This is a genomic window from Thioalkalivibrio sp. AKL17 (assembly GCF_000377885.1).
Lineage (GTDB): Bacteria > Pseudomonadota > Gammaproteobacteria > Ectothiorhodospirales > Ectothiorhodospiraceae > Thioalkalivibrio > Thioalkalivibrio halophilus.
The window spans coordinates 536,122-562,551 of record NZ_KB898765.1 but is presented as its reverse complement, the minus strand read 5'-3'; the positions used below and the strand labels follow the sequence as shown (position 1 = coordinate 562,551).

Annotated in this window: 28 protein-coding genes (1 of these 28 only partly in view); 19 read left to right on the top strand and 9 right to left on the bottom strand. The window is 68.7% G+C overall.

Going from position 1 to position 26,430, the window contains the following annotated elements:
- Positions 1 to 6 precede the first annotated feature (6 nt).
- From D577_RS0105910 to lnt, 4 genes are read left to right on the top strand one after another with little or no spacing between them, the layout of a single operon-like run.
- The gene (locus D577_RS0105910; protein ID WP_018946620.1) at positions 7 to 978 is read left to right on the top strand and encodes a PhoH family protein; all 972 of its coding nucleotides are present in this window, start codon (positions 7 to 9) and stop codon (positions 976 to 978) included.
- Positions 968 to 1,474, top strand: coding sequence for an rRNA maturation RNase YbeY (gene ybeY, locus D577_RS0105905; RefSeq protein ID WP_018946619.1), 507 nt, complete (start codon positions 968 to 970; stop codon positions 1,472 to 1,474). Before D577_RS0105910 ends, ybeY begins: the two co-directional genes overlap by 11 nt.
- Positions 1,464 to 2,372, top strand: coding sequence for an HlyC/CorC family transporter (locus tag D577_RS0105900; protein WP_018946618.1), 909 nt, complete (start codon positions 1,464 to 1,466; stop codon positions 2,370 to 2,372). Before ybeY ends, D577_RS0105900 begins: the two co-directional genes overlap by 11 nt.
- A complete protein-coding gene (lnt, locus tag D577_RS0105895) occupies positions 2,369 to 3,883 on the top strand; it encodes an apolipoprotein N-acyltransferase (RefSeq protein WP_018946617.1) in 1,515 nt (504 codons plus the stop codon). Before D577_RS0105900 ends, lnt begins: the two co-directional genes overlap by 4 nt.
- Before the next feature lie 27 nt (positions 3,884 to 3,910).
- On the opposite strand, the gene D577_RS0105890 is transcribed toward lnt, so the two are convergent.
- Together D577_RS0105890 and D577_RS0105885 are read right to left on the bottom strand one after the other, a co-directional pair.
- Positions 3,911 to 4,480, bottom strand: a complete 570-nt coding sequence (locus D577_RS0105890) for a zinc ribbon-containing protein (RefSeq protein ID WP_018946616.1) — start codon at positions 4,478 to 4,480, stop codon at positions 3,911 to 3,913.
- A 190-nt stretch (positions 4,481 to 4,670) separates the two neighbouring features.
- Positions 4,671 to 5,513: a DUF2189 domain-containing protein gene (locus D577_RS0105885; RefSeq protein WP_018946615.1), complete on the bottom strand. Its 843-nt coding sequence runs from the start codon at positions 5,511 to 5,513 to the stop codon at positions 4,671 to 4,673.
- A gap of 195 nt (positions 5,514 to 5,708) precedes the next feature.
- On the opposite strand from D577_RS0105885, the gene leuS reads away from it, so the two are divergent.
- Genes leuS through holA form a run of 3 tightly spaced genes read left to right on the top strand, consistent with a single transcriptional unit; the run spans position 5,709 to position 9,851 of the window.
- Positions 5,709 to 8,300 (top strand): leucine--tRNA ligase, encoded by a 2,592-nt coding sequence (leuS, locus tag D577_RS0105880; RefSeq protein ID WP_018946614.1) that lies wholly within the window; start codon positions 5,709 to 5,711, stop codon positions 8,298 to 8,300.
- Positions 8,297 to 8,809, top strand: a complete 513-nt coding sequence (lptE, locus tag D577_RS0105875) for an LPS assembly lipoprotein LptE (protein ID WP_018946613.1) — start codon at positions 8,297 to 8,299, stop codon at positions 8,807 to 8,809. The genes leuS and lptE overlap by 4 nt, the downstream gene beginning before the upstream one ends.
- Position 8,810: 1 nt before the next feature.
- Positions 8,811 to 9,851, top strand: coding sequence for a DNA polymerase III subunit delta (gene holA / locus D577_RS0105870; protein WP_018946612.1), 1,041 nt, complete (start codon positions 8,811 to 8,813; stop codon positions 9,849 to 9,851).
- 35 nt (positions 9,852 to 9,886) lie between these two features.
- Here holA and D577_RS0105865 read toward each other — a convergent pair whose 3' ends face one another.
- Positions 9,887 to 10,633, bottom strand: coding sequence for an NF038132 family protein (locus D577_RS0105865; protein ID WP_018946611.1), 747 nt, complete (start codon positions 10,631 to 10,633; stop codon positions 9,887 to 9,889).
- A 544-nt stretch (positions 10,634 to 11,177) separates the two neighbouring features.
- On the opposite strand from D577_RS0105865, the gene D577_RS0105860 reads away from it, so the two are divergent.
- Genes D577_RS0105860 through D577_RS0105840 form a run of 5 tightly spaced genes read left to right on the top strand, consistent with a single transcriptional unit; the run spans position 11,178 to position 14,691 of the window.
- A complete protein-coding gene (locus D577_RS0105860; RefSeq protein WP_018946610.1) occupies positions 11,178 to 12,488 on the top strand; it encodes a glutamate-5-semialdehyde dehydrogenase in 1,311 nt (436 codons plus the stop codon).
- Positions 12,489 to 12,509: 21 nt separating this feature from the next.
- Positions 12,510 to 13,157 carry a nicotinate-nucleotide adenylyltransferase gene (nadD, locus tag D577_RS0105855; RefSeq protein WP_018946609.1) on the top strand — a complete coding sequence of 216 codons (648 nt, stop codon included), beginning with the start codon at positions 12,510 to 12,512 and terminating at the stop codon, positions 13,155 to 13,157.
- An 11-nt stretch (positions 13,158 to 13,168) separates the two neighbouring features.
- Entirely contained in the window at positions 13,169 to 13,573 is a 405-nt protein-coding gene (gene rsfS / locus D577_RS0105850; RefSeq protein ID WP_024329663.1) for a ribosome silencing factor, read from the top strand.
- Positions 13,574 to 13,588: 15 nt separating this feature from the next.
- Positions 13,589 to 14,059 (top strand): 23S rRNA (pseudouridine(1915)-N(3))-methyltransferase RlmH, encoded by a 471-nt coding sequence (gene rlmH, locus D577_RS0105845; protein WP_018946607.1) that lies wholly within the window; start codon positions 13,589 to 13,591, stop codon positions 14,057 to 14,059.
- Between the two features lie 17 nt (positions 14,060 to 14,076).
- Positions 14,077 to 14,691, top strand: coding sequence for a nucleoside triphosphate pyrophosphatase (locus D577_RS0105840; protein ID WP_018946606.1), 615 nt, complete (start codon positions 14,077 to 14,079; stop codon positions 14,689 to 14,691).
- On the opposite strand, the gene D577_RS0105835 is transcribed toward D577_RS0105840, so the two are convergent.
- Genes D577_RS0105835 through D577_RS0105825 form a run of 3 tightly spaced genes read right to left on the bottom strand, consistent with a single transcriptional unit; the run spans position 14,692 to position 18,024 of the window.
- Positions 14,692 to 16,146: a sigma-54 dependent transcriptional regulator gene (locus D577_RS0105835; protein ID WP_018946605.1), complete on the bottom strand. Its 1,455-nt coding sequence runs from the start codon at positions 16,144 to 16,146 to the stop codon at positions 14,692 to 14,694.
- The gene (locus D577_RS0105830; RefSeq protein WP_018946604.1) at positions 16,143 to 17,756 is read right to left on the bottom strand and encodes a PAS domain-containing sensor histidine kinase; all 1,614 of its coding nucleotides are present in this window, start codon (positions 17,754 to 17,756) and stop codon (positions 16,143 to 16,145) included. Before D577_RS0105830 ends, D577_RS0105835 begins: the two co-directional genes overlap by 4 nt.
- Before the next feature lie 19 nt (positions 17,757 to 17,775).
- Positions 17,776 to 18,024 (bottom strand): PP0621 family protein, encoded by a 249-nt coding sequence (locus tag D577_RS0105825; RefSeq protein WP_018946603.1) that lies wholly within the window; start codon positions 18,022 to 18,024, stop codon positions 17,776 to 17,778.
- A 108-nt stretch (positions 18,025 to 18,132) separates the two neighbouring features.
- Between D577_RS0105825 and D577_RS0105820 the strand changes: the two genes are divergently transcribed.
- A complete protein-coding gene (locus tag D577_RS0105820) occupies positions 18,133 to 18,666 on the top strand; it encodes an RNA pyrophosphohydrolase (RefSeq protein WP_167539481.1) in 534 nt (177 codons plus the stop codon).
- Positions 18,667 to 18,689: 23 nt separating this feature from the next.
- Positions 18,690 to 20,957 (top strand): phosphoenolpyruvate--protein phosphotransferase, encoded by a 2,268-nt coding sequence (gene ptsP, locus D577_RS0105815; protein WP_018946601.1) that lies wholly within the window; start codon positions 18,690 to 18,692, stop codon positions 20,955 to 20,957.
- A gap of 45 nt (positions 20,958 to 21,002) precedes the next feature.
- On the opposite strand, the gene D577_RS0105810 is transcribed toward ptsP, so the two are convergent.
- Together D577_RS0105810 and D577_RS0105805 are read right to left on the bottom strand one after the other, a co-directional pair.
- Entirely contained in the window at positions 21,003 to 21,524 is a 522-nt protein-coding gene (locus D577_RS0105810; protein WP_018946600.1) for a CopD family protein, read from the bottom strand.
- A gap of 63 nt (positions 21,525 to 21,587) precedes the next feature.
- Positions 21,588 to 22,106 (bottom strand): peroxiredoxin, encoded by a 519-nt coding sequence (locus D577_RS0105805; protein ID WP_018946599.1) that lies wholly within the window; start codon positions 22,104 to 22,106, stop codon positions 21,588 to 21,590.
- Between the two features lie 99 nt (positions 22,107 to 22,205).
- Between D577_RS0105805 and argC the strand changes: the two genes are divergently transcribed.
- The 4 genes from argC to erpA all read left to right on the top strand — a co-directional run bounded on the left by argC (position 22,206) and on the right by erpA (position 24,874).
- Positions 22,206 to 23,258, top strand: a complete 1,053-nt coding sequence (gene argC / locus D577_RS0105800; protein WP_018946598.1) for an N-acetyl-gamma-glutamyl-phosphate reductase — start codon at positions 22,206 to 22,208, stop codon at positions 23,256 to 23,258.
- Between the two features lie 72 nt (positions 23,259 to 23,330).
- Positions 23,331 to 24,005, top strand: a complete 675-nt coding sequence (locus tag D577_RS0105795) for a DUF6776 family protein (RefSeq protein ID WP_244263433.1) — start codon at positions 23,331 to 23,333, stop codon at positions 24,003 to 24,005.
- A complete protein-coding gene (locus D577_RS0105790; RefSeq protein ID WP_018946596.1) occupies positions 24,002 to 24,436 on the top strand; it encodes a polymer-forming cytoskeletal protein in 435 nt (144 codons plus the stop codon). The genes D577_RS0105795 and D577_RS0105790 overlap by 4 nt, the downstream gene beginning before the upstream one ends.
- Positions 24,437 to 24,490: 54 nt before the next feature.
- Positions 24,491 to 24,874, top strand: coding sequence for an iron-sulfur cluster insertion protein ErpA (gene erpA, locus D577_RS0105785; protein WP_018946595.1), 384 nt, complete (start codon positions 24,491 to 24,493; stop codon positions 24,872 to 24,874).
- Positions 24,875 to 24,930: 56 nt separating this feature from the next.
- Here erpA and D577_RS0105780 read toward each other — a convergent pair whose 3' ends face one another.
- A complete protein-coding gene (locus D577_RS0105780) occupies positions 24,931 to 26,052 on the bottom strand; it encodes an anhydro-N-acetylmuramic acid kinase (RefSeq protein ID WP_081618816.1) in 1,122 nt (373 codons plus the stop codon).
- 104 nt (positions 26,053 to 26,156) lie between these two features.
- On the opposite strand from D577_RS0105780, the gene tyrS reads away from it, so the two are divergent.
- Positions 26,157 to 26,430, top strand: the 5' portion of a protein-coding gene (gene tyrS / locus D577_RS0105775; protein ID WP_018946593.1) for a tyrosine--tRNA ligase. It continues 926 nt past the right edge of the window; 274 of the gene's 1,200 nt are visible here — the first part of the coding sequence; it begins with the start codon at positions 26,157 to 26,159; the stop codon falls past the right edge of the window.

The window sequence follows — 26,430 nt, the reverse complement described above, 5'->3', positions numbered from 1 at the left end:
TCCCTGATGGCGAACCGACTGGATTTCACCCTGGAGCCGGGCGACCAGGAGACCCTGGCGCGCTTGTCCGGGCCGCTGGATGCACATCTGCGCCTGATCGAGAATCGCCTGGGCGTGGCGGTGCACAACCGGGGCCCGCGTTTCAATCTGACCGGGCCCAGCGCGGCGGTGGATGCCGCCGGCGCGTTGATCCACGACCTGCACCGCATGGCGCAGGAAGAGCCGGTATCCCTGGAGCAGGTGCACACCGCGCTGCAGGACGCCCACGTCGAGGCGCTGACCGATACCGATGCCCAGACCCCCGATCCGGTGCTGCGTCTCAAGCGCGCGGCGATCCGTGGTCGCGGTCCGCGGCAGTCGCGCTATATCGCCGGCATTGGGCGCAACGACCTGACCTTCGGCATCGGCCCGGCAGGCACCGGCAAGACCTTCCTCGCGGTGGCCGCGGCGGTGGCCGCGCTGGAGCAGGACCGCGTGCAGCGCCTGGTACTGGTGCGCCCGGCGGTGGAGGCCGGCGAGCGCCTGGGGTTCCTGCCCGGGGACCTCGCGCAGAAGATCGACCCCTACCTGCGGCCGATGTACGACGCCCTGTATGAGCTGATGGGATTCGATCAGACCGCGCGCCTGATGGAACGCCAGGTGATCGAAGTGGCCCCGCTGGCCTACATGCGCGGGCGCACCCTGAACGAGTCCTTCATTATCCTCGACGAGGCGCAGAACACCACCGTGGAACAGATGAAGATGTTCCTCACCCGCATCGGCTTCGGTTCGACCGCCGTGGTCAACGGCGACGTGACCCAGGTCGACCTGCCGCGCGGGCAGAAGTCCGGCCTGCAGCACGCGATCCGCATCCTCGAAGGCGTGGAGGGCGTGGGCATCCACCATTTCCGTGGCGAGGACGTGGTCCGCCATCCGCTGGTGCAGCGCATCGTCCAGGCCTATGACCTCCACGAGGAGGACTCCGGCCATGACGCTTGAGGTCGCGGTGCAGTATGCGGTGCCGCGCGCCGGGGTGCCGGCGGCCCGCGGCCTGCATGCCGCCGCCCGCGCCGCCTGGCGGGGGGAGGGCCCGGCCGGGGTGACCCTGCGCATCGTGGATGCCGACGAGGGGCGCGAGCTCAATCACGCGTTCCGCGGCCGCGACTACGCCACCAACGTGCTGTCTTTCCCGGCACCGGACGACTTGATCATGCCACCCGGTGCCGGGCCGGCCTGTCTCGGCGACATCGTGCTGTGCGACCCGGTGCTGCAGCGCGAGGCGCGCGAGCAGGGCAAGCGGGTGAACGATCACTACACCCACATGGTAGTGCACGGGATGCTGCATCTGCAGGGCTTCGATCATCAGGGCGCCGGGGAGGCGGCCGAGATGGAGGCCCTGGAAACGGCGATCCTCGCCGGTCTTGGCCTGCCGGACCCCTACCGGACGGCCGGGGCGGACCCCGGGTGCGACGCACGAGGGGCCCATGGGCTCTGAGGCGAACACCACCGGCGGGGCCGGCCTGTTGCGGCGTCTGCTGGAGCCGGCGCTGCAGCGGCTGCGCCGCGAGCCGCACTCTCGCCCGGAACTGGTCGAGACCCTGCGCGGCGCCCAGGACCGCGAGGTGCTGGACCCCGAGGCGCTGACCATGCTCGAGGGCGTGCTCAACGTCGCCGATATGCAGGTGCGCGACATCATGATCCCGCGGGCGCAGATGGAGGTGGTGCGGCGCGATGCCCCGCTGTCGGAATTCCTGCCTGACGTGGTCGCCTCGGCCCATTCGCGCCTGCCGGTAGTGGGCGATCACCGCGACGAGGTGGTGGGCATCCTGCTCGCCAAGGACCTGCTGCGTTTCTTCGGCGATCCCGACGACACCGCCTTCGACATGCAGGAGATCCTGCGCCCGGCGGTGTTCGTACCGGAGAGCAAGCGCCTGAACGTGCTGCTGAAAGAGTTCCGCCTGAGCCGCAATCACATGGCGATCGTGGTCGACGAGTACGGCGGCGTCGCCGGGCTGGTGACCATCGAGGACGTGCTGGAACAGATCGTCGGCGAGATCGAGGACGAGCACGACGTCGAGGACTATCTCACCCAGATCATGCAGCACCCCGGCGGGCGCTACACCATCAAGGCCCTGACCCCGCTGGAGGAGTTTAACGCCTATTTCCAGACGGCCTACGACGAGGATGCCTTCGACACCGTGGGCGGGCTGTTGCTGTCGCATTTCGCCCATGTGCCGCACCGTGGCGAGACCCTGAACCTCGACGGCATGCAGTTCCGCGTGCTGCGTGCGGACAATCGCCGGCTGCATCTGGTGGAGATGCGCCTGGCCGAGCCCGCCGCACGAGTCGAGGCGGCCGAGTCGGGCGATTCCGGTACCGAGGGGGCGCGATGAGAGGGCTCCCGCTGCCCGACCTGTCCGGGCGCTGGACTGGCGGCCTGCTGGCGTTGCTGGCCGGCGTGCTGGCGGTGCTGGCGTTCGCGCCGGTCAGTCTGTTCACTGCTGCCCCGCTGGCGCTGGCCGTGTGGTTCGGGCTGCTGGTCCGGGTGCAGGGGCGGCCGCGTCGCGCGGCCTGGTTCGGCTGGCTGTTCGGCCTCGGTTTCTTCGGCGTCGGCACGTCGTGGATCTTCAACAGCCTGCTGGTGTTCGGCCAGGCCCCGCTGGTGGTGGCCAGCGTGATCACGGTGGCCTTTGTGCTGGTGATGGCGCTGTACCCGGCATTGTTGAGTGCGCTGGCCGCGCGCTTTCTGCCGCTGCACCGAATGGAGGGCCTTCTTGCCCTGGCCGGCGGGCTGGTGCTGCTGGAACTGGCACGTTCCTGGCTGTTCTCCGGGTTCCCCTGGCTACTGTTCGGTCATGCCACGCTGGACACGCCGCTGGCGTCCTGGCTGCCGCTGGGAGGCGAGCTGGCGGGCAGCCTGATGGTGGCACTGATCGCCGCCGGGCTGGTGCTGGCGGCCGGGCGGCGTTCGCGCGGCATCGGCGTGGGGCTGGTGGCGGGCGTGGTGGTGGTCTCCGCGGCCCTGCTGCCCCTGCAGTGGACCGACCCGGACGGCGATCCGGTCCGCGCGACCCTGGTGCAGGGCAACATCGATCAGGAGCGCAAGTGGGCCCCGGACGGCATCCGCCATTCATTGGAGGTCTATCGCGACCTCACCGCGGAGGCCGAGCCGGCGGATCTGGTGGTGTGGCCGGAAACCGCGATCCCCGCGCTGACCGGCGAGGTGGCCGGGGCGCTGGAGCAGGTGGCCGCGGACCTGCCGGGCGAGGACGCGCAGCTGGTGACCGGGCTGTTCGATGGCCAGCGGGAGGGGGACATCCATAACGCGATCCTGACCTATCCCGGTGGCGAGGCCTATCACAAGCGGCAGCTGGTGCCGTTCGGCGAGTACATCCCGCTGCGCGAGCAGCTGGCCTGGCTCGACCGGCTGCTGATGATCCCGATGTCCGATCTGACCCCCGGGGGGGATGACGGTCGGATCACGCTGGCGGGACGCACCGCCGGCGCCAGTATCTGCTACGAATCGGCCTATGCCCGGCACATCCGCGCTGCCCTGCCCGAGGCGGGCTTCCTGGTCAACGTGTCCAACGATGCGTGGTTCGGCGACAGCCTGGCCCCGGCCCAGCATCTGCAGATCGCACGGGTGCGGGCGGTGGAGACCGGACGTCCGATGCTGCGCGCGACCAATACCGGGGTGTCCGCGCTGGTCGACTTCGACGGCCGGCTGATCGACGCTTCGCCCCTGTTCGAACCGGCTACCGTGCACGGCGGGATCCGGCCGCGCAGCGGCATCACCCCGGCCGCGGCCATGGGCGAGGGCCCGGCGGTGCTGGCCGCGCTGGTGCTGGTGGTGCTGGGCGCGGCGGTGGGCCGCCGGCAGTCGCGGTCCGACGACCCGGTCTGAATCACCGGACTCGGGACGCCGCGTGCCTCAGCCGGCGTCCGCCTCCGGCGGCGGTCCGCGGCGAAACGCCGTGTGGTGACATTGCGCGCAGGGCGGAATGCGGCCGACCTTTTCCATGTGCAGCGGGTGCCCGCAGTTCTTGCAGATCAGTTCCCCCGGCCCCGTGATCTCGCCGGTGTGCCATTCGCCCATGACCTGGGCACGCGCCGTCAGCTCGGTGATCTCCACCCGGGTGCGGTCGGCAATGCGTTCGAGCGCGTTGACGATGCTGGCTTCGATCAGGCCGATGTCGATGCGCAGCCAGCTGCGCCAGTCCTCGCTGCGCGAGTCGATGTAGGCGCCCAGGTCCTGCAGGTCGCGCCGCAGGTACTCCATTACCTCGTGCGCCTCCTCGCGGGTCAGGTCGCTGGCCTTCTGCACGCGTTCCCGGGCGTTCTCCAGGGCCTCGTTGATGGCCTTGCCGGTACGCTGCTCCAGTTTCTCGAGGTCCTCGGTGACCTCGTGCAGCATGCGGTGGTAGGCATCGCTCAGGCGCGATTCGCGTTCATGCTGGTCCTCTTCCTGACCGCCCTCGGGATTCCTGTTCTTGTCGCTCATCGGCATCACTCCGGATTCATCGGTGCTCGGAGGTACGTTAGCACGAGCATGCCCTGAAACGGGGCGCGTGGCCGGTCTTCCTGTCGCCCGTATGCAGAACGGGGCGCAGCCCCCGCCCGGGCGTGCGCCCCGTGGAGTGATACCCCGTTACCCGCCGACGCGTCCGTGAGTGCCGGTAACGGGGCCTGCGTCAGGTCGTCGGAGCCGCCTCCTCCGGGGGTTCGACCAGGTCGCGGTAGGCGTGCCACATGGCGTAGCCCAGCCAGGGGAACACGACGATCAGGGCCAGCAGAGCGGTGGCCACCGAGACTGCGAACAGAACGGTGATCAGCGCGGCCCAGATCAGGGTGGCGGCCGGGCTGGTGCGCAGGGCCTTCAGGCTGGTGCCCATCGCCGTCATGAGTCCGGTCCGGCGGTCCAGCAGGGTCGGGATCGTGACCACCGAGAGCGCCAGAACCACGACCGCGAGAGCGGCACCGGCGACGACCAGACCGGCCAGCGAGATCAGTCCGCTGGTGCTGCCCAGCAGGACCGGAAGGGCCTCGTGCAGCGGGCCCAGGAGTCCGGCGTGGCCGACGTTGAGGACCCCCATCCACAGCCAGGCGAAGGCGGTCCAGGCCAGGAAGATCGAGGCCAGCAGGGCGGCGAAGGCCCAGATGGCACCGCCGGTCGCCTCCAGCGCGCCGAAGCCCGAGCGCAGGCCGACGGTCTCGCCGCGTTCGATGCTCCGGGCCAGGCCGTTGAGGCCGGTGGCGAGGACGGGTCCGACCAGAAGGAAGCCCGTGAGGGCGGCAACCCCGGCCCACGGCCAGGACCAGAGCACACCCATGATGACGCCTCCGATCGCGGTCACCATCAGGCCGTGCAGCAGCCCGGCCGGGGCATGCCGCAGGTCATTCCAGCCGGCACTCAGCCAGCGCAGCGGGCGGCCGGCCTCGATCCGGCGTACGCCGGGCGTCGCCTCCTCGTACCCGTGACGGGGCCGGATTTCGGAAAGGTCGTCCGGATAACGGCGCTGGATCAGGGAGATCATGCTGCACCTCCTTCGCATCGCATCGGTCGATGCGCCAAGGGTATGTATCCTGAAGTCTAGATGGCCATGCGCCGCCTTGCGGTTGCGTTTGACGGAACCATTCGGCAGATCCGGGACTTGTCTGGAAGGGGGGCGGGGTGACTGGTATTCTGCGCGGTTCTTCGTTCGCGGCGGCAAACAGCACAGGTGAGGCCCATGCAGGAGCATTATTCCCCGGAACAGGTGGAGACCGAGGTCCAGCGTCGCTGGGACGAGACCGGCTGTTTCCGGGCGCGGGAAGATGCCGCGGGAGAACCCTTCTATTGCCTGTCGATGTTCCCGTACCCGTCGGGCAAGCTGCACATGGGCCACGTGCGCAACTACACCATCGGCGACGTGATCGCGCGCTTCCAGCGCATGCAGGGCAGGAGCGTGCTGCAGCCGATGGGCTGGGACGCCTTCGGCCTGCCGGCGGAGAACGCGGCGATGCAGAACAATGTGCCGCCGGCGACATGGACGCGCCAGAACATCGAGCAGATGCGCACCCAGCTCCAGCGCCTGGGCTTTGCTTATGACTGGTCGCGCGAGTTCGCGACCTGCGATGCCGATTATTACCGCTGGGAGCAGTGGCTGTTCGTGCGTCTGCTGAAGAAGGGACTGGTCTATCGCAAGAAGGCGACCGTGAACTGGGACCCGGTGGATCAGACCGTGCTTGCCAATGAGCAGGTGATCGAGGGGCGCGGCTGGCGCTCCGGCGCGCCGGTGGAGCGTCGCGAGATGCCGCAGTGGTTCCTGCGCATCACCGACTACGCCGACGAGCTGCTGGAGGCGCTGGACGACCTCGACGGCTGGCCGGACCAGGTGCGCACCATGCAGCGCAACTGGATCGGGCGTTCCGAGGGCGTGGAGCTGGAGTTCGCGGTGGAAGGCGGCGAGCCGCTGACCGTGTTCACCACCCGGCCGGACACCCTGTTCGGCGTCGGCTATATGGCGCTCGCGCCGGAGCACCCGCGGGTGCAGGCGCTGGCGCAGAATGACGCGGAACTGGCTGCGTTCGTCGCCGAATGCGGCCAGGGCGGGGTGGCCGAGGCGGACCTGGCCACAATGGAGAAGAAGGGCCGCGCGCTGGGCTTCACCGCCCGCCACCCGCTGACCGGCGAAGACATCCCGGTGTGGGTCGCCAACTTCGTGCTGATGGAATACGGCACCGGCGCGGTGATGGCGGTGCCGGCACACGACGAGCGCGACCACGAGTTCGCGACGCAATATGGCCTGCCGATCCGCCAGGTGATCGCCCCGGCCGACGGGGGCGAGTGCGACGTGCAGGCCGCCGCGTTCACCGAAGCCGGCGTGCTGGTGAACTCGGGCGATTTCACCGGGCAGGACACGGAGGCGGCGAAGGCCGCGATCGCCGATCATCTGGAGCAGGCCGGACTGGGCCGGCGCCGGCGCAACTACCGTCTGCGCGACTGGGGCATCTCGCGCCAGCGCTACTGGGGCTGCCCGATCCCGGTGATCCACTGCGACGACTGCGGTGCGGTGCCGGTGCCGGAAGAGGATCTGCCCGTGCGCCTGCCGGAGGACGTGATCCCGGACGGGGCCGGCTCGCCGCTGGCGCGCATGCCGGAGTTCTTCGAGGCAACCTGTCCGCAATGCGGCAAGCCGGCACGGCGCGAGACCGATACCTTCGACACCTTCTTCGAGTCCAGCTGGTACTTCGCCCGCTACGCCTGCGCCGACAACGACACGGCGATGCTCGACGAACGGGCCGATCACTGGCTGCCGGTGGATCAGTACGTCGGCGGGATCGAGCACGCGGTACTGCACCTGCTGTATGCGCGCTTCTTCCATAAACTGCTGCGTGACGAGGGGCTGGTGGGCTCCGACGAGCCGTTCACCCGGCTGCTGACCCAGGGCATGGTGGTGGCGCCCACCTTCTACCGCGAGCGCGGCGATGGCGGGAAGGACTGGATCAACCCCGTCGACGTGGAACTGGAGCGCGCCGAGGATGGTTCGGTGAAAGCCGCGCGCCACCGCGAAGACGGGCAGCCGGTGACCATTGGCGGCATGGAGAAGATGTCCAAGTCGAAGAACAACGGCGTGGATCCGCAGGCGCTGATCGAGCGCTTCGGGGCCGACACCGCGCGGTTGTTCACCATGTTCGCCGCCCCGCCGGATCTGTCGCTGGAATGGTCGGACTCCGGCGTCGAAGGGGCGCAGCGTTTCATCCGACGCCTGTGGCGCGCGGTGCGCGAACATGTCGGGGGTGCGGCGGCGTCGCCGCTGGATCCCGAAAACCTGTCCGAGCCGGCGGGCGATCTGCGGCGCAAGTTGCACGACACCATCGCCAAGGTCACCGACGACATCGGCCGGCGCCAGACCTTCAATACCGCGGTGGCGGCCAACATGGAGCTGCTGAACGAGCTCGGGCGGCTGCCGGAGGATGCCGAGGGCGCCATCGCGGTCCGCCAGGAGGTGCTCGAAGGCATCGTATGCATGCTGGCTCCGATCATTCCGCACGTGACCCAGGTGCTTTGGGAGGCGCTGGGCCATGACGGGCTGGTGGCCGATACCCGCTGGCCGCAGGTCGACGAGGCCGCCCGGCAATCCGCCCGCGAGACCCTGGCGGTACAGGTCAACGGCAAGCGCCGGGCAGAGATCGCGGTCCCGGCCGGTGCGGATCGTGAGAGCGTGGAGCGCATCGCGCGGGAGGACGAAAACGTCCAGCGCCATCTCGAGGGGCAGGGCATCGTGAAGGTGATCGTGGTCCCCGGACGCCTGGTGAATTTCGTGGTCAAGCCGCAATGACCCGGTTCCTGCCGCGTCTGCTGGTGGTGCTCGTGCTGACGGCCTCGCTGGCCGCCTGCGGGTTCCAGCTGCGCGGCACCGGGGGCTGGCCGGCGGAACTGGACCCGGTGGAGATCCGCGGCCTGCAGCCGCGGGACTCCCTGTACCAGGAACTGGCCCGGGGCCTGCGTGCCTCCGGGATCGAGATCGTGGACGAGCGCCCGGAAGAGCGGGGCGCGACCCTGGAGATCCGCTCGGTGGACGATTCGCGGCGCGCGCTGTCGGTGTCCGATCAGGCGCGGGTCAGCGAGTACGAACTGACCCGCAGCATGCGCGTGCGGCTGCGCCCGGCCGATGGTGAAGCGATGGACCTCGAACCGCTGCGTGCGTCGCGCACTTACGTCTATGACGAGACCGCCGTGCTCAGCCGTTCGGAGCGCGAGGAGGACCTGCGGGCCACCATGAACCGCGATCTGGTGGCCCTGCTGCAGCGTCGGGTGCGAGCCCTGGCCGGGGGGGGCGAGGACTGACATGGCCGTCGATCCGGGACGCATCGATCAGTCCCTGCGCAAGGGCGTGGCCCCGCTGTACATGCTGCTGGGCGAGGAACCGCTGCAGACCATCGAGGCCGCCGATGCGATCCGGGCCGCCGCCCGCGAGCAGGGTTTCGACGAGCGCACGGTGCTGGATCTCTCCGCCCAGTCCGACTGGTCCGCGCTGGATGCGGCGCTGCGTGACCGCTCGCTGTTCGCCAGCCGCACGCTGGTGGACCTGCGTCTGGCGACCGGCAAGCCCGGGCGCGAGGGCGGGGAGAAGCTGAAGGCCTGTGCGGCGGCGCCGCAATCCGACACCGTGCTGCTGCTGCAGCTGCCGCGCCCGGATCGCGACATGCGCCGCGCGGCCTGGTTCAAGGCCATGGAGTCGGCCGCGGTGGTGGTGCATGCGCGGCCGGTGCCGCCTGAGCGGCTGGACGGCTGGATCCGCGAACGCCTGACTCGGCACGGGCTGCGCATCACGGACGAGGCGCTGCAGCTGCTGGCGGCCCGGGTGGAGGGCAACCTGCTGGCGGCGCGCCAGGAGATCGAAAAGCTGGCACTGGCCGGGGTGCGGGAGATCGATCTCGAGACCCTGTCCGAGTCCACCGCGGATGCCGCGCGCTTCGATCTGTTCGGCCTGTCGGCGGCGGCGCTGCGCGGCGAGACCGGCCGCGCCCTGCGCATGCTGGAGGGCCTGCTGGACGAAGGTCAGCCCGAGCCACTGATCCTGTGGGCGCTGGCGCGCGATGCACGGCTGCTGGTGCAGGCCCTGGAACGCCGGGCCGCCGGGGCGAACGACCGCGAGGCCTTCCAGGGCAGCTTCGGCGACCAGCAAAAGGCCCTGCGCCTGGCGGCGGGACGTCTGGACGTGGCGCGGGCGCGTGACATCCTGCGCCTGGCTGCCCGGGTGGACCGGGTGATCAAGGGGCAGGAACAACACGGGGATGCCCGGCAGGGGCTGCTGGACCTGGTGGCTCGTATGGCGGGCCGGCCGCTGACCGTGGCCAACCCTGTCCTCAACCCCGAGGGTGCATGACCCGGCGCAGCCTGGAACGGGCCATGCGGAGGCGATTAGCCTGTGACCGCAGCGTCCCGGCGCCGGTACCCCGCGACCAGGGTCAGACCCGCCAGACCAAGGCCCATCAGGGCCAGCGACGCCGGCACGGGCACGGGGGTCGGGGCCGGATCATCGCCGATGGCCGTACCCGCGATGGTGGCGCCGTCGAAGGCGAGGCCGGACTGGAAAGCCGTGTCCTGCCAGTTCACCACACCGAACTCCAGAGAGTAGGTGCCGGTATCCTCGAACAGGTACGAAGCCTGGATCCAGTCGGTGTATCCGCACCCGTCATCCCAGCAGGATCCTGAGTTGGCGCCCAGGGGAGACCATTCCGGTGCCCCGGGGATCACGGGGGTTTCCTCCGGATCGAGGGTCACGTCCGCATCCGGCTCCGGGAGCCCGAAACCCGGTACGGTGTCACCGTCCGGCGTCGTGCGGGCGGTGAACAGTTGAATCGGAGCCGCGCTGTCCGGGAGGATCTGTGCCCACGCGTAGTCGGTGAAACCTCCACCATCAGAGGAAACGTAGTTGAAGTAGAAGTTGAGTTCATCGCCCTCATCCGCGCTGAACTCTGGCGAGGTGATGGTCGATCCGGTGGTTTCGTCGCCAACGTCCAGGCCGTCGATGTCGTTCCCGTCGTTGGTCGAGATCCAGCCGTATTCCGAGTTGCCGAACGGCGACAGCGTTATATCGCCGTCCGCCGCTGACGTGCCGCAGTTTCCATTACAGTCCCAGCCGGAGATATCGATCGGTGAAGCCATGGCCGTACTGGCCAGACCGAGTGCACCGCACAATCCGGTTGCCGCAAGGCCGAGGTTAAATGTTTTCATTGGACACCTCTTCTTTTCGGAGTCAATGGTCGGGTGACACCGCCTTTTTTGGGTGGCTCCCGGTTGTCGCATGAGCAGGAAAAGACCTGCAGGGCATCGCCCTGCTGTTATCGAGCAATATCGGTGCCAGTACGGTCCCGGGGTTTCATGGTTCATGTAGAACAATGGCTTGCGGGGAGGGCGGGCTGTCTCTTGCCTCAGTGAGAGCGCCGGCATGTCAATCCCGCGGACAACCTGCCGCAGTGGTGCATCCGGCGAAGTCATCGACGCGGAAAGTGCCTTGTGGGAGAGTGCGGCCAGCCTGATCCGGTTATCGTCATCCGCGCCGCGTTCGGGGTCGCGAGCGTGGATCGGATCACCCGGGCTCCGGAAAACGGCAATGCCCGGCAGGGGTTGCTAGACTTGGCGTCCACGTATGGCGGAGCACCCGCCGACCGTGGCTGAACCCGTACCGAATTCCAACGAGTCTGATCGTATGAACGCTGCCGTGAATCCCGCCGAATCCGCTGCTGTCAGCGATGATATGGTCGCCAGGATCGAGGCCCTGGGGCGTGCTGCGCGCGCCGCCTCGCGCCACATGGCCGAGGCCGAACCGGGTGCCAAGAACGCGGCGCTGCAGGCCATCGCCGAGGGGATCGCCGAGCGTCGCGCGGAGCTGGCCGAGGCCAACGAGCGCGACCTGGAGGCGGGGCGAGCCCGCGGGCTGGACGCGGCGATGCTGGACCGTCTGGCGCTGACCGATGCGCGCATCGACACCATGATCGAGGGCTGCCGGCAGGTCGCGGGTCTGCCGGATCCGGTGGGTACGATCTCCGACATGGCCTATCAGCCCAGCGGGATCCAGGTAGGGCAGATGCGGGTGCCGCTGGGGGTGATCGGCATCATCTATGAATCACGCCCCAATGTGACCATCGACGCGGCGGCGCTGTGCCTGAAGTCGGGTAACGCGGCGATCCTGCGCGGCGGTTCCGAGGCCGCCCATTCCAATCGCGCGCTGGCCGGCATCATCCAGTCCGGGCTGGCGGCGGCGGGGCTGCCGCGCGAGGCGGTACAGATCGTCGACACCACCGACCGTGCCGCGGTGGGGGCGCTGCTGCGCATGCCCGAGTACGTGGACGTGATCGTGCCACGCGGCGGCAAGGGCCTGATCGAACGCATCAGCCAGGAGTCGCAGATCCCGGTGATCAAGCATCTGGACGGGGTGTGCCACGTGTACGTGGACGCCGCGGCGGACCCGGACAAGGCGCAGGCGGTGGCGGTGAACGCCAAGACCCATCGCTACGGCACCTGCAACACCATGGAGACTCTGCTGGTGCATGCCGATGTCGCCGAGACCTTCCTGCCGGCGGTGGCCGCCGAACTGGACGGGCTGGGGGTCAGCCTGCGCGGCTGCGCCCGCACCCGCGCGGTTCTCGCCGACAGCGGGCCGGAGGTCGCCGAAGCGAGCGAAGAAGACTGGGCTGCGGAATACCTGGGGCCGATCCTGGCAATCCGCGTGGTGGACGACCTGGACGCGGCGATCCAGCACATCAATACCTGGGGCTCACATCACACCGACAGCATCGTGACCGAAAACTGGGGGCATGCGCGGCGCTTCCTGCGCGCGGTGGATTCCAGCTCGGTGATGGTGAATGCCTCCACCCGCTTCGCCGACGGCTTCGAGTACGGGCTGGGCGCGGAGATCGGGATCTCCACCGACAAGCTGCACGCGCGCGGGCCGGTGGGGCTGCATGGCCTGACCACCCTGAAATACATCGTGTTTGGCGACGGCCATGTGCGTGGCTGAGCGCGGCGGGAAGGTGGCGGCTTGATCGGGATCCTCGGCGGGACCTTCGATCCGATCCATTTCGGTCATCTGCGCCCGGCGCTGGAGGTGCAGCAGCACCTGGGGCTGGAACGGGTGCACTTCGTGCCCTGCCACGTGCCGCCTCATCGCGCCAGCCCCGGGACTTCGGGCGAGGACCGCCTGGCCATGGTGGAGCGCGCGGTGGCCGGCGTGGAGGGTTTCGTCGCCGACCGGCGCGAGCTGGATCGCACCGGGCCGTCCTACACCGTGGACACCCTGCTGACCTTCCGCCGGGAGCTGGGTGACGATGTGCCGCTGGTGCTGATCATGGGCATGGATGCCTTTGCCGGCCTGTCGTCCTGGCACCGCTGGGAGACCCTGTTCGAGCTGGCGCACGTGGCGGTGTCGCATCGCCCCGGAAGCCCCGCCTCGCAGGACCTGGGCGACGGCCCGGGGGGCGCGGTCACCGACGATCCCGCCGTGCTGCGGGCGAGTCCGGCCGGCCGGGTGTACTTCCAGCCGGTGACTCAGCTGGATATCTCCGCTACCGCCATCCGGGCCCAGCTGCGCGAGGGGGCCAGCCCCCGCTTCCTGCTGCCCGGGGCGGTCGAACGCTACATACAGGAGCGCGGGCTTTACCGGTCCGCCGCAGGAAACCCCACTACATGACATCCGAAACCATGAACAGCGAACAGTTGCTGGAATTGAGCCTCGAGGCGCTCGAGGACATGAAGGCCCGCAACATCCGCAGCATCGACGTGCGCGGCAAGACCACCCTGGCCGATTTCATCGTGATCGCCTCGGGGACCTCCGGGCGCCACGTGCAGTCCACCGCCGAGAACGTGGCGACCGAGGCCAAGCACCGTGGCATCCAGCCGCTGGGCGTGGAGGGCCAGGAGGGCCAGGAATGGGTCCTGGTCGACCTCAACGACGTGATCGTCCACGTGATGCTCCCCGAGACTCGCGATTTCTACAATCTGGAAAAGCTGTGGCTGGCCGAGGAAGAGGCCGCGGAGGGTGACGGGGGCGATGGCGGCATGGAGGATGACCCCGGCCTGCAGCGGGTCCGCCGGCTGCGGGGCTGAGCCGGTTTATCGGCGATGCGTCTGCATCTGATCGCCATCGGCCGGCGCATGCCCGACTGGGTCGCTTCCGGCTTTGCCGAATACCGGGACCGTCTGCCCCGGGAATGGGGCTTTCAGCTGCACGCGCTGGCGGCCCCGGCGGGCTCGAAATCCATGGATGCCACGACCCGCCTGCGGCGCGAGGGCGAAGCTCTGCTCCGGGCCGTGCCGGACGGTGCCCGGATCATCACCCTGGATGAGCGCGGCCGTGCGGTGGATACCCGCGGACTGGCGCAGCGTCTGGCCGGCTGGCAGGACGACGGGCGCGACGTCGCGCTGCTGATCGGCGGGGCCGACGGCCTGGATGCCGCCGTGCGCGAGCGGGCCGAGTGGGCCTGGTCGCTGTCGCCGCTGACCTTCCCCCACATGCTGGTGCGGGTGCTGGTGGCGGAGCAGCTCTACCGCGCCTGGTCGCTGCTCAACAATCATCCCTATCATCGCGCGTGAGTCGCGCTCCGGTCGTTATGTCGTCCGCCGCTGCCTGCAACCGTCCCGACGCCCTGCCGCTTCTGCTGGCCTCCGCGTCCCCCCGCCGGCGCGAATTGCTGACTCAGATCGGCGTGGTGCATGAGGTGGCCGCGATGGATGTGGACGAGACCGCTGCGCCCGACGAGGAACCCGGGGCCCTGGTCGAGCGCCTCGCGGCGGTCAAGGCGGAAGCAGCGCGTGACCACGCCCGCCGGGGGCAGTGGGTTCTGGCGGCGGATACGGTCGTGACGATCGACGGGGAGGCGCTGGGCAAGCCCGCGGACGAGGCTTCGGCCGCCGCCATGCTGCAGCGGCTGTCCGGCCGCGAACACCGGGTGATTACCGGCATGGCACTGCTGCGCGATGACGGCCCGGTGTGCACCGGGCGCGGCGAGACGCGGGTATGGATGCGCCCGCTGGACGCGCGCGACATCGCGGCCTACTGGGCCAGCGGCGAGCCGCGCGACAAGGCGGGGGGTTATGCCCTGCAGGGGCGGGGTGCAGCCTTTGTCGAACGCATCGACGGTTCCTGCAGCAACGTGATCGGCCTGCCCCTGTTCGAGCTGGAGCAGTGGCTGAACGACCTGGAGGACCCGCCCGCCCGTGCCTGACTATTCGATTCCGAGTTTCTTCAGACGGTAGCGCAGCTGGCGGAAACTGAGCCCCAGTAACCTCGCGGCCGCGGTGCGGTTGCCGCCGGTCTGATGCAGGGCGGTCTCGATCGCCTGGCGCTCCTGGTCGGCGAGGTGATCATCCAGGCCCACATCCTCGTAGCGGATCGACGGCGGGGTGCGGCGCTCCTTCACCCCGGGGGGCGGGGTGCCCGGGTTGTCTGCGCCGGGGCCGGCGCGGCGGTCCTCGCCGTTGTCCTCCGGGGTCGGGGCGGTGGCCGGGAGATCGATGTTGTCGGCGTGGATCGCCGCGCCCTCCGCGAGGGTGGCGGCGCGCTCCAGGATGTTCTCCAGCTCCCGCACGTTGCCCGGGAAGGGGTGGCGCTCCAGCAGCTCCTGCGCGTCCGGCGCGAGTTCGCGGGCCTCCAGGCCCCATTGTTCGGCGATTCGCTGCAGCATCACGGTGGCCAGGCCGGGAATGTCGCCGTCGCGTTCGCGCAGCGGCGGGACCCGCAGTTCGATCACGTTGAGACGGTAATAGAGGTCCTGGCGGAAACGGCCTTCGCGCACGGCGCGCTCAAGGTCGTGATGGGTCGCCGACAGGATGCGCACGTCCACCGGGATCTCCCGCGAGCCGCCGACCGGCTTGATCGCGCGCTCCTGGATCGCGCGCAGCAGCTTGACCTGCATCGCCAGCGGCAGGTCGGCGACCTCGTCCAGGAACAGGGTGCCGCCCTCGGCCGCCTGGAACAGCCCGGGGTGGTCCTGGGTGGCCCCGGTGAAGGCGCCCTTGCGATGGCCGAAGAACTCGCTCTCCATCAGTTCCGCCGGGATCGCGCCGCAGTTCACCGGCACGAAGGGGCGCTCGGCGCGCGGCCCCAGTCGATGGATTTCGCGCGCCACCAGTTCCTTGCCGGAACCGGATTCTCCGGCGATGAACACCGGCGCCTGGGAGCGCGCCAGCTTGCGGATGGTGGCGCGCAGTTTCTGCATGGGTTCGGAGTCGCCCAGCAGCGGGCTGTCGGGGTCTTCGGTCGTGCTGCAGCGGGTCGGCGTCGAGCCGCACGCCGCCTCCGTCGCCGGCGCGGATTCCATGCGCAGGGCGCTGTCGATCAGTTCGCGCAGCTGCTTGAGGTCGACCGGCTTGCTGACGAAGTCGAAGGCGCCCAGCTTGAGGGCCTGCACCGCCGTATCGACACTGCCGTGCGCGGTGATGACCGCCACCGGCAGCTCCGGCCGGGTGGTCTGGATGTGACGCACCAGGTCCAGCCCGTCCCCGTCCGGCAGGCGCATGTCGGTCAGGCAGAGGTCGAAGTCCCGCTGCGCCAGCAGCTGCCGTGCCGGGTCCAGCGCGCCGGTCGTTTCGGCCTCCAGGCCCATGCGCGCGAGGGTGATCTCCAGCAGTTCGCAGATGTCGGGTTCATCGTCGACAACCAGCACGTGCTTGATGCTCATGACGCCGATCCCTGGTGTTGTTCTTCGGGGGCAAACAGGATGCGGAAGCAGCCCCCGGAGGGTGCATGCGCGTGTTCCAGCGAGGCCCCGTTGTTTTCGCACAGCATGCGCGAGATGTACAGGCCCAGGCCGGAGCCGCCGGAATGGCCGGAGACGAAGGGCTCGAACAGCTCCTTCTGGGTTTCCGGGTCGATGCCGGGGCCGGCGTCCAGCACGTCCAGACTGACCACCCGGGCGACCTGGCCGGCGCCGCCGCGCAGGATAATGGGCGGGCTTTCGGGCCGGTCGTGCCCGCCGTGCACCCTGGCATTGCTGCACAGGTTCCACAGCACCTGGTTGAGCTGCGAGGGGTCGAACAGGACCTCCGAATCTGCGGGTTCCACGCTCACGTGCAGCGATTCCCGCGGTATCTGCAGCGCACTGCAGAACTCCTCGGCGAAACGTTCGAGTTCGTCGCGCAGGTTGAGCCGCTGGCGTTCGCCCGATTCGCGACGCGACAGGCTGAGGACGTTCGCGATCAGGCTGTTCACGCGGTCGCTCTGCTTGTCGATGATCGCCAGCAGACGCTGGTCGGGCGCCGAAAGGTCGGGCGATTCGCGCAGTAGCTGGGCGCTGTGGGAGATCGCGCCCAGCGGGTTGCGGATCTCGTGCGCGATGCTGGCGGTCAGGCGTCCCAGGGCCTGCAGCTTGCTTGCCTGGGCCTGGCGGCGCAGTTCGGCGGCGTCTTCCAGGATCAGCAGGGTACCCTGATCGCCCTGGTTGCCCAGCGGGGCCAGGCGGACCTGCAGGGCCGGCTGTTCCTGGTCGCCGGGCAGGTGGCGGGTGCGGCTGGCCGGCCCGGTTTCTTCCTGCCATTCGCGCACGGCCCGGGCCAGGCGCGGCGAGATCGACGACAGGTGCCGCCCCGGTCGGGGCGGGAGGAGCTGGCGCGCCGCCTCGTTGATGGAGCGGATGTAGCCCCGGGGGTCGATCGCCACCACTCCGGCGCTCATGCGCGCGATGATCTGGGCGTTGAGTTCCGCCAGGCTGGCGAGATCGACTTCCTGCTGTTCGACCTGGGCGCGGCTTTCGTCGGCCCGCCGGCTGAAGTGGTGGGCCAGCAGGGTTCCGGCCAGCAGCGCGGCCCCCAGCAGTCCGGCCTGGGTCAGGCTGTCGAGGTCGCCCAGCGTGATCAGGATGGCGAGGCCTTCCGCGCCCAGAAGGCCGGCGCTCACGGCGGCGGCCAGCGGGAGGCCCAGGCGACCGGCCGACAGCAGGGCCGTTGCCATCACCGCAGGGATCAGCAGCAGGCCGATGCCGGTGTGGACGCCCCCGGCAACCACCATCAATGCGAGCAGGCCCGCGGCATCCCCGGTGCCGCCCAGCAGGATCATGCGGCGGAACTGTGCGACGCGCTCGGGTTCGCGGTTGCAGTGTTCGGCAAACGCCGCCATGAACACCGAGAACACCAGGTAGCCGCCGGCCAGTGCGGGATAGACTTCGGGGACCGCGGGGTCCACGCCTACCGGCAGGCCCGGGAACAGGCCCATCAGGAGCAGGACCAGCGCGACAAACACCCGGTACAGGGCGTACAGGCGGCTGGAGCGCTGGGTGTCGGTGTCGATGACCATCGAGGGTGGGGTGACGGGGTCAGTCCCGGGGATGGCGGTCCGCCTCGGCGTGTTGCCGCGAACAGAAGCAGCGCTCGCCTTCGCACAAGGCCTGGTCTTCCGGTACATGCACGCCGCAGTGGGCGCAACGCACCATGGCGCCGCTCTCGCGCACGCGTTCCGGCGGGTCGTCGCGCCGGACCCGGCGGCGCTCGCCGCTCGAGCGCACCAGGGTGCGCACGGCAAGAAAGATGGCAACGATGGCGATGATCAGCAGGAGCAGCCTCATGCCGCGAGTTTAAAACAATGTGCACCCGCATGCCTTCCGCGGGTCTTTGCCGCATTGCGGGGGGGTGTGGAACAATGCGGGTAATAGAGAAGCGTCTGGTTGCGGCAAGTGATTGATTGCGATGGATTTCGTCCCAATGTAGGCATCATCCTGTGCAACCGGGAGCGGCAGTTGTTCTGGGGCAAGCGCGCGGGGCAGGACGCCTGGCAGTTTCCGCAGGGCGGCATTCGCACCGACGAGACCCCGGAAGAGGCCCTGTTCCGTGAGCTGCGCGAAGAGACCGGGCTGCTTCCGGAACACGTGGAACTGCTGGGGAGCACCCGCCGCTGGCTGCGTTACCGGCTGCCGGAGCGCATGATCCGCCGGCGTCGCAACCCGGTGTGCGTGGGCCAGAAGCAGCGCTGGTTCCTGCTGCGCATGACGGGCGAGGAGAGCAATGTAATGCTGAATGCGATGGACACGCCGGAGTTCGATTCCTGGTGCTGGATTGACTATTGGCGTCCGGCACGTGAAGTGGTGCACTTCAAGCGCAATGTCTACCGCCGGGCGCTGTGCGAACTGGTGCCGCTGATGTTCCCCGAGCTGCAGCGCGACGACGACGCGGCACCCCGGTCCTGCAACTCTCCCGCGGTGTCGCGTTGAACGCCCCCGCCAATCCGCCTTCCATGCTCGAGGTCCTGCGCCGGGTGGTGCAGGAGGTCAACGGTGCGGCCGACTTCTTCGAGGCGCTGCACATCATCGTGACCCGGGTGAAGGCGGCGCTGGATATCGATGTCTGCTCGATCTACCTGAAGTCGCCGAGCTCCGGGCGCCTGGTGCTGATGGCCTCGGAAGGTCTGCATGCCGAAGCGGTGGGGCAGGTGGAGATGGACCCGTCGGAAGGGCTGGTCGGGCTGGTCGCGTCACGCGCGGAGCCGGTCAACCTCGACAGTGCCCAGGACCACCCCCGTTTCCGCTATTTCCCGGAGACCGGCGAAGAGCGCTTCCTTGCCTTCCTCGGCGTGCCGATTATCCACCAGCGCAGCCTGCTGGGGGTGCTGGTGGTGCAGCAGCGCGAGGCGCGGCGGTTCGACGACGAACACGTTTCTTTCCTGATCACCCTGGCCGCGCAGCTGGCCGGGGCGATCGCCTATGCCGAATTCAACGACGAGATCTCCAGTGAGACCCCGCTGATCGGTCACCAGAACGTGGAGGCGACCGGTATTGCCGGTTCCCCCGGGGTGGCCATCGGGCGTGCAGTGGTGGCCTATCGCCTGGCGGATCTCGACTCCATACCCGATCGCGAGGGCGCGGGTCCGGATACGGAGCTCGCGCATTTCCGCCAGGCGGTCAGCGATACCCGCGAGGAAATCGAGGATCTCAAGCAGCGCATGGGCGAGGCCCTGGGACCGGACGAGCAGGTGCTGTTCGACGCCTATCTGATGCTGCTGGGGTCGGATTCGCTGGTGCACAAGACCGAGGGGCGGATCTCGGCGGGGCAGTGGGCCCCGGCGGCGCTGCGTGACACCGTGCGCGAGAGCGTGCGGGTGTTCGAGGACATGGAGGACCCGTACCTGCGCGAACGCGCGGCGGACGTGCGTGACCTCGGTCGCCGCGTCCTGTCGCATCTGCTGCCGGCGGATCGGAGCCAGGACGAATTTCCCGAGGGCGGGATCCTGGTGGGTGACGACCTGACCGCGTCGCATCTGGCCGAGGTGCCGATCGAGCGCCTGGGCGCGATCGTGTCCGCGCAGGGCACGGGCTCCTCGCATATCGCGATCCTCGCACGGGCCCTGAACGTGCCGGCGGTGATGGGGGTCTCGGATCTGCCGGTAGGCCGCCTGGAGGAGCGCGAGATCCTGGTGGACGGGTATCGCGGCCGTCTGTTCGTGAACCCCAACGCCGAGCTGCGTGCGGAGTTCGAACGTCTGGTGCGCGAGGAACGCGAACTGGCCGAAGACCTGCGTGCGCTGGCGAAGGATCCGGCCGCCACGCGTGACGGGCATCCGGTGCCGGTGCTGGCCAACTCCGGGCTTCTGGCGGACATCAAGCCCTCGCTGGAATCGGGTGCCGAGGGCGTCGGGCTGTACCGCACCGAAGTCCCGTTCATGATCCGCGACCGTTTCCCCGGGGAGGAGGAGCAGGTACGGCTGTACGAACAGATCCTCGCGTCGTTCGACCCGATGCCGGTGACCCTGCGTACCCTGGACATTGGTGGGGACAAGGCGCTGCCCTATTTTCCGGTGCAGGAGGACAACCCCTTCCTCGGCTGGCGCGGCATCCGCATCTCGCTGGACCATCCGGAGATCTTCCTGACCCAGTTGCGGGCCATGCTGCGGGCGAGCCGCGAGCACGACAACCTGCAGATCCTGTTCCCGATGATCTCCGCGCTGGACGAGCTCAAGGGGGCCATGACCCTGCTCAACCGGGCGCGCGAAGAGCTGCTGGACGAGGGCTATCGCATCCCGATGCCGAAGATCGGGGTGATGGTCGAGGTGCCGGCGGCGGTTTATCTGGCCGAAACGCTCGCGCGGCGGGTGGACTTCCTGTCGGTGGGCACCAATGACCTGGTGCAGTACCTGCTGGCGGTGGATCGCAACAACGCCCGGGTCGCCAATCTGTACGACACCCTGCATCCGGCCTGTATCCACGCGCTGGAAAGTATTACCGAGGGGGCCCACCGCGCGGGCAAGCCGGTTTCGGTGTGCGGCGAGATGGCGGCGGACCCGGCCGCGGTGATCCTGCTGCTGGGCATGGGGATCGACAGCCTGAGTGTCAGCGTGTCGGCCATCCCCCGTATCAAGTGGGTGATCCGCTCGTTCTCCACCGATCGGGCCGAGGCCCTGCTGGCCCAGTGCCGGCTGCTGGAAAATCCGGAACAGACCCGTTCACTGCTCAACAACGCCCTGGTGCAGGCCGGCCTGGGCGGGCTGGTGCGCGCCGGCAAGACCTGAGGGCGGGCGCCCCGGTCTTTTCCCGCGGGCCCGGTGGGTGGGCTGTCAGCCGGAGGCCCGGCGGGCCCTGTTCCAGGCTACCGCGGCCGACACGGCGAACAGCAGCACGATGACACCGATGCCGATCAGGGCATCGGTGATCGAGCGGTTGACCGCCAGGATCACGATTCCGACCAGCGCCGGAACCGGCAGTTCGTTGAACCAGCGATACCAGTAATGCCCGCGGGTGTTGCGGTCCGCGGCGAAATCTGCCACCAGCTTGCCGCACCACAGGTGGTAGGCGATCAGCGCCGCGATCAGCGTCAGCTTGAAGTGCATCCATGGCTGCTCCAGGTGCACCGGCACCAGCGCCAGCATAATGCCGCCGAAGATCACCGTGATGACCCCGCCCGGGGTCATGATCCCGTAGAACAGCTTGCGCTCCATGACCTTGAAACGCTCGTTGCCGGGTGCGTCGTCGGTCATGGCGTGGTAGACGAACAGCCGCGGCAGATAGAACAGCCCCGCAAACCACGTGACCATGAAGATCAGGTGGAGGCTGAGGAACCAGGAGTAGGCGTCGTGCATGATGGCGTCCTTGTTGCGCCCGCAGCGGCGTTACGGGCCGGGTGTCCGGTGCTGGGTACCGGCTCAGGAGAGCCAGCGCTCCAGATGATCGCGGATCTGGTCGAAATCGGGTTCCCCAAGCTTCTGATAGACGATGCGGCCGCGGGGCGATACCAGGAACGTGGTCGGTGTCAGGCGAACCCCGCCCCAGGTGCTCGCCAGATCGCCATTCTCGTCGTGAATGACGGTGTAGGCGATCTCGCGATCCTCGCTCATCGAGCGTACCCGGCTTTCGCGGTCGTGCGCCATGGCGATGGCCACGATATCGAACCCGCGGTCGCGGAAATCGGCGTGCAGTTCATTGAGGGTGGGGATCTCGCGGATGCATTCCGGGCAGTCGGTGGCCCAGAAAGAGATCAGGACCGGGCGGCCGTCATAGTCGTCGAGCGACACCGCCTCGCCTTCGAGATTGCTGGCGGCGAAGCCGGGGGCTTCGCGCACGCCATCGCCGGTGGTGATCCACGCCGCGCCGACCGCGATCAGCACAAGGATGATAAAGACGCCGCCGATCGCGGCCTTGCGGTCCAGTTTGAGCTTGCTCATGTTTCCGGTTCCCGTGACTCGTCAAGGAGGCGTTGTTACTGACCTCGAAAATGCGTACCGCGTTCCGCCGCGGGGCGCGAGCCGGTATCATGCCGCAGCATGACTTCCGTAACCAACAACAAGCCCACCCGTCTCGGGGTGGTCGGGGCCACCGGCTACGCCGGCGTCGAACTGTTGCGCATCCTCGCCGGGCATCCGGCGGTGGAGCTGCACGCGGTGACCTCGCGCGGCGAGGACGGCACCCCGGTCGCCGATCTGTTCCCCAGTCTGCGCGGGGTGCTGGATGCGGTCTTCCGGGCCCCGGAGCCGGAGCTGCTGGCGGAGTGCGATGTGGTGTTCTTCGCCACGCCGCACGGGGTGGCCCATGCAATGGCCGGCGATCTGCTCGCGCGCGGCGTACGCGTGATCGACCTGTCGGCGGATTTCCGCATCCGCGATCCCGAGCTGTGGAGCCGTTGGTACGGCCAGCCGCACGGGGCGCCGGAATACCTGGGCGAGGCGGTGTACGGCCTGCCCGAACTTCACCGCGGACCCATCTCCGAGGCGCGTCTGATCGCCGTGCCGGGCTGCTACCCCACCGCGGTGACGCTGGCCCTTCTGCCCTTGCTCGAGAACAACCTGGTGGATGTGTCCGACATCATCGCGGATGCCAAGAGCGGGGTCAGCGGAGCGGGCCGGCAGGCGCGTATCGGCGGGCTGTTCGCCGAGGTGCAGGAGAATTTCCGCGCCTACGCCAGCGGCGGACACCGGCACTGGCCGGAGATCCACCAGACGCTGGCGGAGGTGGCCGGCGCGGACGTGGGGCTGATCTTCCAGCCGCACCTGGTGCCGATGACGCGCGGGATCCTGGCCACCCTCTATCTGCGTCCGCTGGATGACGGCGACTGGGAGGCGCTGTTCCGGGAACGCTACGCCGGCGAGCCTTTCGTTGATGTCATGCCGTCGGGGTCGCATCCGGAAACCGCGTCGGTGCGGGGGACCAACCAGTGTCGTCTGGCCCTGGCCACGCCGCCGCACAGTGGCCGCCGCATGGTGATTTCGGCCATCGACAACCTGGTCAAGGGTGCGGCAGGGCAGGCCGTGCAGAACATGAATCTGATGCTGGGACGCCCGGAAACGGAGGGGCTGGAACTGGTTCCGGCCTTCCCCTGATCCATGCGATGGCGACGGCGTCCGCGGGTTCCCGCCCCGCGACGGTTGCGGGGGCACCCCCTGCGCCGCGCGGTGGCGCCCGTTCTCGTGCTGATGATGGTGGGTGCGGCGGGCGTATGGTGGTGGTTGAACGCCGGAGTTCCGCAGTCGACGGAGGTGACCCGTGAGCGGGACGCGCGTCTGGTCGAGCTGCAAACGGCCTTGCAGGAACTTGCGCAGGAGCGTGACGCGGCCGTGCGCGAGCGGCTGCGCAGCGCGCGGCACCGTGAGGTGGCCGAGGCGGAACTCGCGGCCTGCCGGCGGGATGCCGAAGCCCGCGAAGCCGAACTGCTGGTGCTGCGCGAAGAGCTGGCGTTCTACCAGCGGCTGGCGGACGATGCCGGAGGCGATCGCATCGGCCTGCGCAATATCGCGGTGCATGAGACCGGCATCGAGGGTGAATACGAACTGATTTTCCAGGTGCACCGCGCCGGTCTGCGCGGAGAGGTCCCGCTGATCTGGGACCTGGAGCTGGAAGGCGAGCGCGACGGGGAGCGGGTGAGTCAGGGGGCGGACGACCTGGGGCCGGACCTGCAGTCCGGACGCAGCTTTGATCTGCGATTCCTGCGCACGGTCCGGGTGCGCCTGGTGCTGCCGGAGGGTTTCGGCCCGCAACGGCTGTCCATTAGAGTGGAGTCCGAAGAGGACGGGCCGGACCGGATCGAAGAAACAAGAGGATGGGCTGCGGCCCGGAGGGCGAGTGAATGATGGGACGCAAGCGCAGGCAACGGGCCCGTCGGGTCGACACACTGATCGGCGAGAATACCGCGATCCACGGCGACCTGGAATTCAGCGGCGGGCTGCATCTTGAAGGCCGGATCGTCGGAGACGTGCGGGCTTCGACCGACGGCTCCGCGGTGCTGGTGGTCGACGAGAAGGGCCAGATCGAAGGGCAGGTCGCGGTGCCGCATCTGGTACTGAACGGCAGCGTGCGCGGCGATGTCCATGCCGGAGAGCACGTTGAGCTGGGCGAGAAGGCGCGGCTGGAGGGAAATCTTTATTACAGCGTGCTGCAGATGGCGGAGGGCGCCTCGGTGGATGGACAGCTGCGGCGTCGGGATGCGGATGCCGCACTGGAAGGCGAGACGCCATTGACCGCCCTGGCCGACGACACGCTTACCGCGCGTAACGATTCTTGACTCCGGCGGTCAGACTTCATAGCTTGGCAATCAAATGATCACAGGAGACACCGCATGTCCGACACGATGACGTCCAACGCGCAGGCCGAGACGGATGACATGGACATCCCCAGCCCGCTGGTGTTTACCGATGCCGCCGCAAGCAAGGTGAAGGGGCTGATCGAGGAGGAGAACAACGACAATCTCAAGCTCCGCGTCTTCGTCAGCGGTGGCGGCTGCTCCGGTTTCCAGTACGGCTTCACCTTCGACGAGACCATCGGTGACGGCGACACCGTGGTCGAGAACGGCGGGGTGACCCTGCTGATCGATCCGATGAGCTTCCAGTACCTGGCCGGCGCCGAGATTGACTACACCGAAGGCCTCGAAGGCGCCCAGTTCGTGATCCGCAACCCCAACGCGACCACCACCTGCGGCTGCGGTTCCAGCTTCTCGGTCTGACCCGGCGGCCAGATCGGCGCACTACAGGCCCGGCCCGGCAACGGACCGGGCCTTTTTCATGCCCTTTTACCCCCGGGGATCACGCACCCGAGGATGCGGGGTCCGCGGGCTCCGGTGACCGCCGGCAGGTTTCCGCTTTGATGATGCAGGGTCCGGAACGCCAGCCATGCAAAAGCGGCACCTTCGACCTGTTCCGCCGGAATGCCGCAGGCATCGGTGAGTTCGATCCGGGTCTGCGGCAGGGCGGCCGCAAGTCGTTCCAGCAGAAAGCGGTTACGCGCCCCCCCTCCGCAGATCAGCACGTCTTCCGGTGCGTTGCCCGGTCGCACGAGTTCCCGGGCGATCGCGTGTGCCGTCAGCTCGGCCAGGGTTGCCTGCACGTCCGCCGGCTTCGCGGTGGCCAGTGTTTGCCCGCCCCGGGCGGCGAGCCACGCGGGTGAAAAATGTTCGGGCCCGGTGCTCTTGGGCGGCGTGCGCTGGAAGTAGGGGTCCGCCAGCAGGGCCTGCAGCAGTTCCGGGCGCACCTGCCCCGTGCGGGCCCATGCCCCGTCCGCGTCGTATTCGCAGCCCCGGTGGTGCCGCACCCAGTGATCCAGCAGGGTGTTGCCGGGGCCGCAGTCGTGGCCGCTGACCTCGCCGTCAGGCGGCAGCCGGGTCACGTTGCTGATGCCACCGATGTTCACCACCGCCCGGTCATGACCCGGCTGCGCAAAGCGGGCCGCGTGGAACCCGCAGGCCAGCGGTGCGCCTTCTCCGCCGGCGGCGATGTCCCGCTGACGGAACATCGCCACCGTATCCACGCCGGTTCGCTCGGCAATCCGGAACGGGTCACCGATCTGCCATGAAAACGCCGGTTCCGCATCGGGGGCGTGATGGAGCGTCTGGCCATGGCTGCCGATCCCGCGGACATCGCCCGGGCTCAGCCTCTCCGACCGGAGCAGATCCGTGGCCGCGCGTGCGAACTGCTCGCCGACCCGTGCATCCAGGGTGCCCGCGGTCACCGCGCTCAGCTCCGACTGCTCCACCGCCGCGGCCAGATCCGTCGCGAGACTGGCCGGATACGCGCGGTGGTGATGTGCGATTACCCGCGCGTCGCGGCCATCCCCGATGGCAGTGAGGACCGCGTCGATCCCGTCGCGGCTGGTGCCCGACATCAATCCGATGTAGTACGCCAATATCGTGTCTCCTGAGTCCTTCGCGCCGATGCGGCCGCCGGGGTATCCTTGCGGCTTTTCCGTGCCCGCGCTCGGGCGGGACAACAATCGTGACACGAGAGGCATCGATGGATATCGAAGAACAGCTCGCCGTCTTCCGCCGCGGCGCCGACGAGATTCTCCGCGAAGACGAGCTGCGCGAAAAGCTGCGCCTCGGCCGTCCTCTGCGGATCAAGGCCGGGTTCGATCCCACCGCGCCGGACCTGCATCTCGGCCACACGGTCCTGATCAACAAGCTGCGTCAGCTCCAGGACCTCGGGCACCACGTGCTCTTCCTGATCGGGGACTTTACCGGCCGTATCGGCGACCCGTCCGGCAAGAATGCCACGCGCCCCCCGCTGT